At 68.2% G+C, this 12,374-nt stretch carries 11 protein-coding genes; 2 read left to right on the forward strand and 9 right to left on the reverse strand.

All coding sequences use genetic code 11. The annotated features are described in order from the left end of the window. Positions 1 to 56: 56 nt before the first annotated feature. From ACIBHX_RS24045 to ACIBHX_RS24060, 4 genes are all read right to left on the reverse strand, one after another. Positions 57 to 2,459: a lantibiotic dehydratase gene (locus ACIBHX_RS24045; RefSeq protein WP_397069437.1), complete on the reverse strand. Its 2,403-nt coding sequence runs from the start codon at positions 2,457 to 2,459 to the stop codon at positions 57 to 59. A gap of 88 nt (positions 2,460 to 2,547) precedes the next feature. Then, positions 2,548 to 3,177, reverse strand: a complete 630-nt coding sequence (locus ACIBHX_RS24050) for an O-methyltransferase (protein WP_397069438.1) — start codon at positions 3,175 to 3,177, stop codon at positions 2,548 to 2,550. Between the two features lie 17 nt (positions 3,178 to 3,194). Further along, positions 3,195 to 3,923 carry a tryptophan 2,3-dioxygenase family protein gene (locus ACIBHX_RS24055; protein ID WP_397069439.1) on the reverse strand — a complete coding sequence of 243 codons (729 nt, stop codon included), beginning with the start codon at positions 3,921 to 3,923 and terminating at the stop codon, positions 3,195 to 3,197. Positions 3,924 to 3,925: 2 nt separating this feature from the next. After that, the gene (locus ACIBHX_RS24060) at positions 3,926 to 4,873 is read right to left on the reverse strand and encodes an ABC transporter ATP-binding protein (RefSeq protein WP_397069440.1); all 948 of its coding nucleotides are present in this window, start codon (positions 4,871 to 4,873) and stop codon (positions 3,926 to 3,928) included. Positions 4,874 to 5,040: 167 nt separating this feature from the next. On the opposite strand from ACIBHX_RS24060, the gene ACIBHX_RS24065 reads away from it, so the two are divergent. Then, the gene (locus tag ACIBHX_RS24065; protein WP_397069441.1) at positions 5,041 to 5,973 is read left to right on the forward strand and encodes a thioesterase family protein; all 933 of its coding nucleotides are present in this window, start codon (positions 5,041 to 5,043) and stop codon (positions 5,971 to 5,973) included. A gap of 25 nt (positions 5,974 to 5,998) precedes the next feature. Next, positions 5,999 to 7,453, forward strand: a complete 1,455-nt coding sequence (locus ACIBHX_RS24070) for a 4-hydroxyphenylacetate 3-hydroxylase family protein (protein ID WP_397069442.1) — start codon at positions 5,999 to 6,001, stop codon at positions 7,451 to 7,453. Between the two features lie 16 nt (positions 7,454 to 7,469). Here the strand turns inward: ACIBHX_RS24070 and ACIBHX_RS24075 are convergent, their stop codons facing one another. From ACIBHX_RS24075 to ACIBHX_RS24095, 5 genes are all read right to left on the reverse strand, one after another. Further along, positions 7,470 to 8,300: a thioesterase family protein gene (locus ACIBHX_RS24075; RefSeq protein ID WP_397069443.1), complete on the reverse strand. Its 831-nt coding sequence runs from the start codon at positions 8,298 to 8,300 to the stop codon at positions 7,470 to 7,472. 75 nt (positions 8,301 to 8,375) lie between these two features. Beyond that, a complete protein-coding gene (locus ACIBHX_RS24080) occupies positions 8,376 to 9,068 on the reverse strand; it encodes an ABC transporter permease (RefSeq protein WP_397069444.1) in 693 nt (230 codons plus the stop codon). Positions 9,069 to 9,248: 180 nt separating this feature from the next. Continuing rightward, positions 9,249 to 11,042, reverse strand: a complete 1,794-nt coding sequence (locus ACIBHX_RS24085) for an amino acid adenylation domain-containing protein (protein WP_397069445.1) — start codon at positions 11,040 to 11,042, stop codon at positions 9,249 to 9,251. After that, the gene (locus ACIBHX_RS24090) at positions 11,039 to 12,055 is read right to left on the reverse strand and encodes a ParB/RepB/Spo0J family partition protein (RefSeq protein ID WP_397069446.1); all 1,017 of its coding nucleotides are present in this window, start codon (positions 12,053 to 12,055) and stop codon (positions 11,039 to 11,041) included. The genes ACIBHX_RS24085 and ACIBHX_RS24090 overlap by 4 nt, the downstream gene beginning before the upstream one ends. A gap of 13 nt (positions 12,056 to 12,068) precedes the next feature. Beyond that, positions 12,069 to 12,332 carry a hypothetical protein gene (locus ACIBHX_RS24095; RefSeq protein WP_397069447.1) on the reverse strand — a complete coding sequence of 88 codons (264 nt, stop codon included), beginning with the start codon at positions 12,330 to 12,332 and terminating at the stop codon, positions 12,069 to 12,071. Positions 12,333 to 12,374: the final 42 nt, after the last annotated feature.

The raw sequence follows: 12,374 nt of genomic DNA on the forward strand, positions 1-12,374 counted from the left end.
CCGGCGCCGGTGTTCGAGTGGAGAAATCGCTCAGTCGGTCGTGACCCTCGCATGCGTTAACCGTCCGCCCTGCGGTCCACGAACAGCAGCCGCAGCTCCGCGGTGTAGCTGTTCCCGTCGGCGTCGGCCAGCCACGACTCCCCCGGCGCGGGCAGCATCTCGGTGATGGTCATCGACGCGTCCTCGCCGGCGGCGGCGGCCCGCAGGACCCTGGCCAGGTTGGCCACCTGCACCTCGCTGCGGAAGTCCACGAACACCGGTTTGCTCTCCGAGCTGATGGCGGCGAATACGGTCTCCGGCAGGTCGTGGTCCCGCCGCCAGCGCCGAGCGGCCAGGAAGTGCTCGGGATCGCTGCGCACGGAGATCCACTCCAGCTCCGCGACCCGGAACGACCATGTCTCGCGGAACACCACCGTGTTGTCCACGACCGTCCGGGGCGTGTGATCGTATCCCCGGGTCACCTGCTTGAACACGTCCATGAACTCGTACATCAACCACGAGCCGTGGACGTCGGCGATGTCGAACCACTTGTCCGTGCCGGGCAGTCCGGTGACCACCCTGTCCCCGTCGCGGCGTACCTCCAGCCCGCCCAGCGGCAGCAGCCGGTCGGAACCGCGTGGCGGGAACGGGGACACGCACAGCCACCAGTCGCGGTCGTTGTTGACCCACGGGTAGGTCCGCGCGGTCACCCGGGGGAAGTCCTTGACCGGGCTGAGCATCACCCGGTCGTCGGGGACGATCTCCGCCAGCATGTCCCGCAGCCCGTCGATGTCGGGGTGCCCCCAGGCGAAGACGGGACTCTCGAACGGGCAGTAGCCGACGTGGAGCTCACCGACCACGGGCTGGAACTCGCCCCGCGCGAACGCCTCCTGTCCGCGTGCCGCGATGAGCAGGTCCACGCTGTGAGTCCAGGCGAACCCCCAGTCCGGGGCTCCGCCCGCGAAGGATTCCTCGACCTGCCCGCGGATCTCGTCGCTGGTGTAGGTCACCACGTGGGCGTCGGCGTCCAGGCCGAGGATCGCGCGCCAGCGCGTGGCGAACTCGCGCACCAGGTGGTCCATCGGGCGGTCGCCGGGGGTGAAGAGCTTGTCCGCGCAGGAGAACACCAGCTCGGACAGGCCGACGGTCTCGACGCCCAGCGCGTCGAACCCTTCGGAGACCACAGCCCGCACCCGCCTCGCCGCCTCGCTCACGAACCAGCGGGCGCTCGTCAGCAGCAGCGACATCGGGACGGCGCAGGACTCCAGCACCTGAGGCCCGAACGACACCTCCACGTCCCGGGCGCATTCGAGGTAGGTCAGCCGCCGCCCACCGTACGTCTGACCGGGACGCCGCATCGGATCGACTCCGGTCAGCGTCGTGAACTCCTCCTCCAGGCGCTGATTCAGGCGGAGCAGGTCGGCCAGGTCGCGGTAGCCGGCGAGCGCGTCACGCGCCTCTTCGATCCGGTCCAGCTTCTCGGTCGCCCGCTTGCGGACCTCGGCGTCACCGATGGCGTCGAGGTACCTGCGCAGCTCGCGTTCCGCGTTGTGCATCAGTGGCGGTTCCAGGTTCCACATCACCAGCCCCTTGTCGACCAGCTGGTCCAGCAGGGCGTAGGCAGTGGAGGGATCCGCGGGATCGGAGCCGAACTCGGCGGCTATCTCCCGCGCGGTGCGCCGCCCGCCGTCCAGGAGGGCCATCATCCGGGCCTCGTCGTCGGAAAGCACGACGGGGCCGGCCATGGTCCGGGCGTGCGAGCCGGAAACGTGGACGGTGGGGTGGTGGCGAGGTGCGATCCACGGACGCACCTCGGGATCCGCGGAGATGGTCGCCGCCAGCACGTCGACGGCCCAGGGCTCCAGGAAGAGCTCACCGTGTGCGACCGTGGCGGGGCCCGGTCGCATGCGCAGCGCCTCCCCGCCCGTTCGGAGGCTGAACCAGCTCACCGGGCCGAAGAAGCCGATCGTCTCGTTCTTCGCGCAGTACCGGGCCCAGTAATTGGCCACGAGCCGCTGCCGCTTACGCAGCCGGTGGTTGTTCGTGGCGTCGGGGCCCAGCGTGCCGAGCTTGACGATCATTGGCTCGACGAGGTCGGGGTTCTGCCAGCTCATGGCCTCCTGGAAGTCGCTGCGGCGAGCGATGCGGCGGAGCAGCTCGGCCTGCCGCGCGCCGGCACGGGCGGCCACCGCCTCCAGGCCTTCGCCGGCCCCGTCGATCGAGCGGTCCACGGCCGCGGCATAGTCGGCGTCACCGAGTTCGAGCAGACCGCTGATCGGGAATCCGGCGCTGCGGAGCACGCCCTGCGACCACACGGTGAATCCGCCGAGCTGCGGGATGAAGGTGCCCGCCGGCAGGGATGAGGGCGCCGGCCTGGGAGCGTGCAGGCGGGCGAGTTGCTCTGTGGCTGTGTCGGACACGCCCACCGCGAGGTCGGAGGTCACGTCGGGTGTCGCAACAGCTTCGGGTTCATGGGTCACGTGAACTCCCGTCCTCATCGTCTGGCGGCTCGGGCGTCGGGGTGGTTGGGGCTTCGCGGTGGTTCGGTCAGGACGTCGAGGGGCTCGCTCAGGTCACAGCGCGGCGGACCAGCATCACTCCTGCGCGGACCGTCAGCACCACCTGGGCGAGGTCGGCGCGGCTCGCCACATGGGCGTTGAAGGCGTGGACGGCCGCAGCCTCCACGGGGTCCGGGGTGAGGGCGAAATGCAGCACATTGTCGACCACGATGAAGCCGTGCTCGCCGAGCAGCGGGACCAGCAGGTCGAGATACCGGATGTAGGACGGCCTGTCCGCATCGAGGAAAACCAGGTCGAAGGGCCCCTCCAGCTTGGGCAGGGCGTCGAGGGCCAGCCCTTCCCAAATCTCGATCCGATCCGCGTACGGCGAGGCGGCGATGTGCTCGCGGGCGATCGCGGCAGTCCGCGCGTCGGCCTCGAGAGTCACGATCCGGCAGCCGGGGGGCATGGCCTCGGCCATGCACAGCGCGGAGTAGCCCGTGAACGTGCCGATCTCCAGGATGCGCTGCGGGCGCACCATCGCGACCAGCATGGCGAGCAGAGCGCCCTCGACCGGGCCGATCATCATCTCGGGCCGTTCCATCGTCGCTCTGGTGGTGGCGGCCACCCTCGCGAGCAGCGGCGACGGCACGCTCGTCTGCTCTTCGGCGTACAACTCGATCTTGGGTCGGACGATCATGACATGTCGCCTCTTGATCAACCTGAGATCTGGAGATCAGCGCGGATCAACCACAGATCGGGGTAGAACCGACGGCTGCAACGGTGCTCCAGATACGCGAGACCGGCCGTGCCGCCGGTGCCGGGAGCGTTGCCGATCTGCCGGGCCACGGCAAGGGAGTGCCGCTGCCGCCAGATACAGAACGCCTGGTCGTGGTCGAGCAATGCTTCGCAGACCGCGGACATGGGGCCTGCCTGCCGGTAGATGTCCACGAGGGTGCGCGCCCGCCGGGCACGGGCCTCTTCCGTGTCGTCGGTGGGCATGTCGTGGCCGTCGCCCTGGGCACGCAGGCACAGCGCCGACCACAGATCCGCGGCCGGGAGAGTGGCCGGAGCTCCGCAACCGGAAGGCGGGCACGAGAGCCGCTCGATGATGGCGAACTGCCGTGACTCCGCGGCGGAGGCGCTGGCCAGGGCCGGCCGGAGCACGCCGAAACCTCCCGGCGGCAGCTGGTCGATCAGCACGAACTGGTCGATCAGCAGCCGTTCCACCTCATGAACGCGGTTCAGCCGGCGGAGGGCCGCACCCACGTCGTCGGCACCGAGGGCATCGATCGTGCCCTTGATGTCCTCGATGATCAATTTGAACCACAGCTCGCTGACCTGATGCACCACGATGAAGGGCAGTTCGGTCTCGATGTGCCCGGTGCGGGGCCGCTGCAAGCTGAGCAGCTGGTCAAGTTCCAGGTACTCGTGGTATCCAGCCACGGTCAGGACGCCTCGACATCCGTGCTTCGCATACCGGTAAGGCTCATGAACACCGTCTCCAGTGATGGTTTGACGACGTTCACGGCTTCCAGCCTGCCGCCGCCGGCCGTCACCTGAGCGATCGCCGCGGCTACGTCGTCGCCGTCGACCACCCGCTGCTCCCCGTCCACGGTCATCTCGATCCGGCCGCCACCGTGCTTGGCGATCAGGTCGTCGACGTCCCCGACGGCGATGACCGCGCCATGATTGATCATCACTATCGAGTCGCAGGCGGTTTCGACTTCTTGCAGCTGATGGCTGGACAGCAGCACCGCGACACCCTCCGAGCGACGCCGCGCCACCGCGTCGAGCAGCATCCCACGTGCGCCTACGTCGAGTGCGGCCGTCGGCTCATCGAGGATGAGCAGATCCGGCATCGCCACCAGGGCCGCGGCGACGTGGACCAGCCGCTGCTGCCCGATCGACAGGTCCTTGGGCAACTTGCCGAGCAACGACTCGAGCGCGAGTTCGGCGGTCAGCTCCGCCAGCACCTCCTCCACGTTGCCGACCCCCGACAGACGGCTGAAGAAGATCAGGTTCGTCTCGACGGACAGCCCCGGATACAACTCGATCTCCTGGGCGGCGATTGCGACCGGCGACTTCCCCGGCGTCGTGCTCGGAGCGATACTCACCTCTCCGGCATCCGGCTTCAGCAGGCCGGCGATACACCGCACGGCAGTCGTCTTCCCCGCACCGTTGGGCCCGATCAGACCGACCACCGACCCCGGCACGACGTCGAGGTCGAGGCCCTGGAGCGCGACCACATCGCCGTAGGTCTTCCGCAGCCCGCGAATCCGAGCCGCGGGCTGGGGCGGGGCCGGGGCATCCGCTCCGGTTTCATCGTCAACGCTCATGCGATCCTCCCAGCCGGTAGTTAAGGGCAGACCCCGCGCGCCCGCATACCCCGCCATTTCCTGGACACGCGAAGAAGTGGGACACGCGAAGAACTGGCCAACTGCGGCAGACCCACAGTCGGCACCCAGCAGTCCACATCACGGTCGACACCCCAGTCACCCCCGGTGCCCCGCGCGAAAGGCGCTGCTACCGGCGGGCATTTCACGCGTGGTAGGTGTCCCCTATGGCGAATCTAGAGCGGCAAACCGCGGTCGAACGGACGGGTGACGGGACGTACCGAGGCGAGATCGTCGAAGACTGGAAGATGTGGGTCCCCATCGGTGGATACCTGACCTCGATCGCACTACGAGCGGCTCAGGCCCACGCTCCGAGCACGATGGCCCGGCCGGTCAGCGTGTCGTGCCACTACCTGAACGAGGCGAAGCTCGGCCCCACCGATCTCGAGGTCACGACGCTACGCAGTACCGATCGGGCGGGGTCGTACCTGGTACGGATGAACCAGGATGGCCAGGACATCCTCGTCGCGCTGGTGTCGGCAGCACCCACCGGCGAGATGGGGCCGAACCTCAACTGGCAGCCAGCTCCCCAGGCGCCCGCGCCGGAGGACCTCGAGACGACCATCCTCGACGACGACGTGCTCGCGCTGATGGGCGAGGAGCCGTTCTGGAAGCAGCTCGAGTTCCGCATGATCAAGGGGCTGATGGGGTCGCACAATTACCCGGGCGTCGAGGACCTCACGACGGAGGAGCTCAAGTTCACGCCGCGGCGAGACGCGCACATCCGGGGCTGGCAACGCATGCCCTGCGGAGAGGGACACAAGGATCCGTGGGTCGATGCCTGCCGCCACACCATCATCACCGCCGCGATGCAGTTCGCGACGGTCGCGGACCCCTTCACGCCGCCGCTGCAGTTCATCGCGCCGACGATGAACCTCACCGTCGACTTCCACACCTTCCATCCGGAAGCGCAATGGCTGCTCGCGGATGCCGTCGGCAGCTACGCGGGCGACGGCATCCTCGGCGCGGAGACCAGGCTGTGGACGCAGGACGGCGACTTCGTCGCCACCGCCAACTCGAAGATGACCTACCACGACTTCTCCGACCCCAGGACCACGGAGCGCCTGGGCAAGTCCTGGTTCCAGCTGACGGAGAGCTGACGCGGAAAGAGACAGGGGAGAGCCGATGCGCAAGGGATCGGAGTACCTGGCCGCGATCGCGGATGAGCGCGAGGTCTACGTCGATGGCGAACGGGTCCGCGACGTCGTCGAGCACCCGGCGTTCGCGCCGATCGCACGGACGACGTCGGAGCTCTACGACATCGCCGCTGATCCGGCGAGCGGGATGACGGCGTACGCCAGGGAGATCGACGGACCCGCCAACCTCGTGTACTCCATCCCGCAAAGCCGCGAGCAGGTGGTTCTGCGGCGCAAGGCCATCGAGACATGGGCGCGGCACACCCACGGCTGGGTGGGCCGGAGCCCCGATCACGTCGGATCGTTCCTGGCCGGCTTCGCCGCCCATCCCGAGGCGTTCCGGTCCGAGACACACGACTTCTCCGCGAATGTCACCGCGTACTACGAGCGGCTGCTGCGCGACAGCCTCTACGTCTCCTACGCCATCGTCCCGCCGCACGGCTCCCGGATCCCGGGCGCGCACGCGGAGCGTGACGACCTGATCCAGGTCGGCGTGGTCGAGGAACGCGACGACGGCATAGTCGTGCGCGGTGCCCAGATGCTCGCGACCGGGGCCGCGGTCGCGGATGAGATCTTCGTGTCCTGCATCAAGCCGTTGACGCCGGAGGACCGCGACTTCGCGCTCGGCTTCGTGGTGCCGGTCGCGGCACCCGGTCTCAAGCTGTACTGCCGGCGCCCGTACGCCCCCGCCGCGACGAGCCACTACGACTACCCGCTGAGCAGCCGCTACGACGAGTCCGACGCGCTGGTCGTCTTCGCCGACGTGTTCGTGCCGTGGGAGCGGGTCTTCGTCTACCGGGACGTCGACGGCGTGCACCGCCAGTTCTTCGCCACGGGAGCCCACATCCTGGGCAACTCGCAGGCGCAGATCAGGTTCGCGGCGAAGCTGCGCTTCCTCGCCGGCATCGCGCGCAAGGTCGCGCAGACGACCCGTGCCGACCTCACCCCTGGGGCGCAGGAGAAGCTCGGGGAGCTCGCCGCGATCGTGTCCCTCGTGGAGTCGGCGGTGCTCGCCGCCGAGTACGGGGCGGAACCCGACGACGCCGGCATGTGGCGACCCCAGCCGCGCTCACTCTATGGCGCGATGGCCATGCAGGCCGAGCTGTACCCGCGGGTGCTCGGCATCCTGCGCGACCTCACCGGCGGCGGAGCACTGCAGCTGCCGTCGTCGGTCGCCGAGCTGCGCAACCCCGTTACACGCCCCGACATCGACCGGTACGTCCAGTCGCCGGGCGTCCCCGCCGAGGAGCGCGTGAAGCTGTTCAAGCTCGCCTGGGATGCGGTCGGCAGCGAGTTCGGCGGGCGCCATCACCAGTACGAGATGTTCTACGCGGGCGCGCCACAGGTCGTGAAGGGGTACGCCTACCGCAACTTCGGGTACGGCGAGCCGCTGGCCGAGGTGGAGGCGTTCCTGGCCTCCTACGGCGTCGACGACGCCTGGTGAGTGAAGAGGCCGCCGGCTAGGTCCGGATTTCCTTGCAGAGCAGGTTGCTGAACGCGGAGGCGATCAGCGTGCCGGTCGAGCTCCACAGCCGGCTCTGGCCGGATACGAGCCCATCCTTGGCGATGTCGGCCATGCCGTCAACGAGCAGCCATTCGGAGTCGGGCTGGGCCTGGTGGAACTGTACGGACAGGTCGATGGTCGGCGCGAAATAGGTGACCTCGTATGGACGCCCCTTGCTTCCAGCCGCCCACGTGTTGAGGTCGAGGAGGATGACCGCGCGGGCCGCGTCGACGAAGGCGTCCTCGAAGGTCGCTTGAGGGAGGAAGCGCCACCAGGCGGACCATCGCGCCTCGGCGGCCGCGGGGTCGGACGCGCCGGGGTGTTGCCATTCGAACGGCTTCCATTCGATGTTCCGGAAGATCGGCCACGGTGGTTCCGTTTCCGCGCCCACCAGATCGATGATCGAGAGCAGTTCCTCCGGACCAGGCAGGTCCGGCCGCCGCACGTGGTCGTGGACGACTCCGGTCAGGTCGGCGGCCACCATCCAGACCAGGCTTTCGCAGATGGGACGACCCTCCTGGGACATCGACACCCGGATGGACTCCGCCCTCTGGGTGGCCCGGAGCGTGGTGACGTTGATCTCCACAGGGCCGTGGCGGGCGGTGGACAGGAAGTGTGTGGACATCGACGCCAGGCGTGGCTGCGTACTGTGGGCCTGGACCGCACGTAGCCCGAGGGCTGCGACATAGCCGCCGTTAGGTCCCCAGAAATCCCATTCGCCAGAGAGATCGGCTTGGTATCGGCCATCGGTCCCTTTGACGACGGTGTCATCGGCGAGGTTTCCCAACTCTGCTGTCCTTTCCCGTAGCAGTTACCTGGAGTCGGTGGGGGCACGTGACCCTCGAACCCCGGCCGTGAGCCGTCAGGAGAAGAAGGTCTTGCGTTGCTCGTGTTTGTAGAAGATCCCGGACAGCACGAAGCAGGCGGCGGCCATGCCGAACAGGACGGCTATCGGGCCGAGCACATCGCCCACACTGCCGCCCTCGGCGATGGCGACGGTAAAGCCCTTGAAGGACCAGTAGACGGGGGAGATCCGTGCGATCGCCTGCACCCAACCGGGGAAGGTGTCGATCGGCGACAACGCGCCCGCGCCACCGACCAGGAGGAGCGCCCCGACGCTCACCAACATGTTGAGCTGGGCGATGGTGGTGCAGACCACCGCGAGCAGCAGGCCGATGCCGAGTTCGACGGCGACCAGGGCGAGCGCGACCAGGGCGACTCCCAGGACGCTCCCGCGGATCCGCAGCCCGTACGCCGCCCAGCTCAGGGGGAACAGCAGGACGTACTGCGCCAGGAACGCCACTGCCAGCGGCGTGAGCTTGCCCACGATGACGGCGAACGGCCGGGTTCCGCTTACCCTTAGGCGGTCCCAGGTCATCCAGCCGTGGTCGCGGAAGAACGCCAGGCCGATGGCCGAGAGGCCGAAGAAGCCGAACAGCGCTGCGATGCCAGGAACCGCCCGCGCCGGGCCGCCGACGATGCCTTTGGCGAAGAATGCCAGGAGCAGGCCGGGAATGATGATGAGAATGACCACCACCCATGGCTGGGTTCCCATCAGGCGCGCTTCATGGCGCGCGATCGTTAGCGCTCGCGATTTCATGATCTCCTCAACGGCTGTCTGTTAACTTCCCGAGGTGTCATGGATGCGCCGCCGTACGGCAAGGCTGCTCCACCATGGCGCAAACCCTGGTTGGAAGACAACGGCGGAACCGTGGCGCGCGAGTGAGGAATGCCCTCAGTCAGGCACGCCGCGCGAGTCGGGTTCCGCCTCGGCGAGGCTGGCGGCGATGTCGGTGATCCGGCTGGCTCGGTAGAGTGATCGCAACGGCAGCCGCAGGCCGAGATCTTTCCTGATACGCCCGATCAGCCTGCCGGCCAGCAGTGAGTGCCCACCGAGGGCGAAGAAATCGTCCGCGGGGCCCACCGGGTCGACTCCGAGCAGTTCGGCGACGACGGTGCACAGATACCACTCATGCTCTGACAGCGCCCGGGGGCCGGAGGCGGTGTGCCGTGGCGGCTCCGGGAGAGCGTTGCGATCGACCTTTCCGTTGGGCGTGAGGGGAACCGCCGATATCTCGACGATCGCGGCAGGCGCCAGGTAGTCGGGCACCTTGCGCGCCAGATACTCCCGCAGCTGCTCCGGATCGCAGCCATCGGTGACGACGTAGGCCACCAGATGCTTGCCCAGGTGCTCGTCGTCTCTGGCGATCACCACCGCCTGCCGTACCCCCGGATGCCGGCCGAGGACCGACTCGACCTCGCCCGGCTCGACCCGGAAGCCCCGGATCTTGACCTGGTCGTCCGCGCGCCCGTGGAACACGTACTGCCCGTCCTCGGCCACGGAGGCCAGGTCGCCCGTGCGGTACAGCCGTTCATCGGGCTCGAACGGGCTGGCGATGAACCGCTGAGCCGTGAGTTCGGGCCGTCTGAGGTAGCCTCGTGCGACTCCCGGGCCGCCGATGTAGATCTCGCCGATCTCCCCGGCGCCGACCGGTTGGAGAGCCTCGTTGAGCAGGTGGACGACAGTGTCGGTGAACGGCCGGCCGATCGGTACCCCGGCTCCGCTGTACGGCTCGCTGATGGTCGCGCCGACGGTGGTCTCGGTCGGGCCGTATCCGTTGAGCAGCCGACGGCCACGAGCCCACCTTTTCGCGATCGCCTCGGTGCAGGAGTCGCCGGTGGTGACGATCGTCGCGCCGCTCAGTACGTCGTCGTCGAGGGCCGCGAGCACCGCGGGCGGGAGGGTGGCGTGCGTTATCCGGCCATCGCGGAGCAGGTCGTGCAGCCGAGAGTCGGGAACGGACCGGTCGTCCTGCGCCGGTGCGAGCACCAGCGTCGCTCCGGAGAACAAGGCGGCAGAGAAGTCCCAGAACGCCGCGTCGAAGCTGATCGAGGCCCACTGGAGGACCCTGCTGCCCGGGCCGGCCTGCAGCGTGCGGCGCTGAGTGTCGGCCAGAGCCGCCACGCCTTGCCCGGTGACGACCACGCCCTTCGGGGTCCCGGTGGATCCGGAGGTGTAGATCACGTACATCGCGTGGGCCGGGTCCGCGGAAGTGGTTCGTTCGGCGTCGGTGACGTCGCCGGCGCCGAGCCCGGCGATGGCCGCCGCGGTCTCCGGCTGGTCGAGTTCGAGGCAGACGATCTCGCCGGCTGCGTCTTTGAGCAGCCGGCCGGCCGACGCGGTGGTGATGGCCAGCGCGGGCCTCGCATCACGGATCATGAAGGCGAGGCGTTCGCGCGGATAGGTCAGGTCGAGGGGCAGGTATGCGGCGCCGGACTTGAGCACCGCCAGCAAGGCGACGACCAGGTCCAGGGAGCGCGGCAGCGCGATGGCGACGAGGTCTTCAGCGCCGACGCCTGAGGCGACCAGTCGCCGGGTGAGCCTGTTCGCCCGCGCGTTGAGCTCGGCGTAGGTCAGAGAGATGCCGGCGTCTTCGACGGCGGCATGCGCCGCATGAAGATGGACGCACTGCTCGAACAGGGCCGCGGCGGTCGTCGGTGCGCACCTTCGCGGCGGGCGCGCTGTCACGGCTCGGCCTGGCTGCGGCTTCGCATCTCGCCGGCGATGCTGAGCCAGGCGGCGGCGAAGGAGCAGGCGAGGTCGGCGATGAGGCTCGAACAGTGATCCGGGGTGTTGCCGGCCAGGAACTCCCGCCCCCGTTCCGCCTGCTGGCACTGCGAACTCAGCCAGCGCAGCATGACACGCCCCTTGTCGGTCAGGCGGATCGCGGGATCCTTGCTCAGCTTCTGCAGGATCTCGCCGCGGCAGTCGAACGATTGCAGGCTCCTGATCCGCTCCTGGAGTTTGTGCTCGGGCGCGAGCCGCTCGTTGGGGTTGCCGGGGCGGCGGCGGGTGGGGACGGGGTCATCCCCCCGTCGAAGCCGATCGCGGACGTCCCGCACCGTGCTCGGTGAGATGCCGGCCTTTCGCGCGATCTCCCTCGACGAGGACTCCGGATACAGGGTGATCAGCTCGCTGGCGTACCGGCGGCCGTCGACCGTGTTGAGCGGGCGGACCCGCCCGTCCCTGCCGACTCGCTCGCGTACCTGGCCCGGTGCGCCGGGCGTGTCGCGGCGGATGGCTCCCACGGTTTTCGCCGAGAGCCCCGCCACCTCCGCGATGGCGCGATCGGACCAACGCGGGTAGAGCCGTACTATGCGCGCTGCCGCCGCCTTCCGATCCGCGAGCGAGAGCGGCAGGCCGTGCTGGACGTTCGCTTTGACCGCCATCACGAACGCGTCGGCGTCATCGCAGTCGTGGAGGATGGCCTCGATCGTGTCGTCACCGCGTAGGATCGCGGCCTTGAGGCGGTGCATACCGTCGATGACACGCATTGTCGTGCGATGAACGAGAATCGGCGGTAGGTCCTCCACCTCGGCAAGCGAGTAGATATGCTCCACGTCCTCGCCGTGAAGCCGTGGAGAGTCTGCCTGCAGCACACTCTCGATCGGAAGGCTTACGTATTGGCCGGATGGCGGCGTCGGCAGGTGGGCTGTAACGAGTACAGCGTTGGCGCAGTCTTGCCTGTTGGGATCGGCCACCCTCTCCCCCTATTCAAGACAGGTCGTGTTCGAAGGCCTGGTGTGCGATCCGGGTCAGCGCCACAGAGGTGCCACCCCCCGTGGCAACAATCACCCAATTCGGCGAGCATCCCACAAAAGTCGGATTCGTCAAGATATTGGCAACGAATGGCATATAGGCCAAGGGAGATAGACGCCCGAAGGTAGAAAAGTAAACGATTCCGTCCACCCGAAAGTAGCTGGACTGGTGTGACAACACGGCCGTGAGCAGGGAAAACGAGATTGCAGAGACGATCATCCGAGATTGGTTACGTCGATATCCGCCGCTTGTCAAGGGCGA

This window comes from Nonomuraea sp. NPDC050536 (genome assembly GCF_044457685.1).
GTDB lineage: Bacteria > Actinomycetota > Actinomycetes > Streptosporangiales > Streptosporangiaceae > Nonomuraea.

Excerpts from the sequence above, each read along its gene's own strand:
- ACIBHX_RS24050 (WP_397069438.1), bottom strand. The coding sequence starts at position 3,177 with ATGATCGTCCGACCCAAGATCGAGTTGTACGCCGAAGAGCAGACGAGC.
- ACIBHX_RS24060 (WP_397069440.1), bottom strand. The coding sequence starts at position 4,873 with ATGGCGGGGTATGCGGGCGCGCGGGGTCTGCCCTTAACTACCGGCTGG.
- ACIBHX_RS24065 (WP_397069441.1), top strand. The coding sequence starts at position 5,041 with ATGGCGAATCTAGAGCGGCAAACCGCGGTCGAACGGACGGGTGACGGG.
- ACIBHX_RS24070 (WP_397069442.1), top strand. The coding sequence starts at position 5,999 with ATGCGCAAGGGATCGGAGTACCTGGCCGCGATCGCGGATGAGCGCGAG.
- ACIBHX_RS24080 (WP_397069444.1), bottom strand. The coding sequence starts at position 9,068 with ATGGGAACCCAGCCATGGGTGGTGGTCATTCTCATCATCATTCCCGGC.
- ACIBHX_RS24095 (WP_397069447.1), bottom strand. The coding sequence starts at position 12,332 with ATGATCGTCTCTGCAATCTCGTTTTCCCTGCTCACGGCCGTGTTGTCA.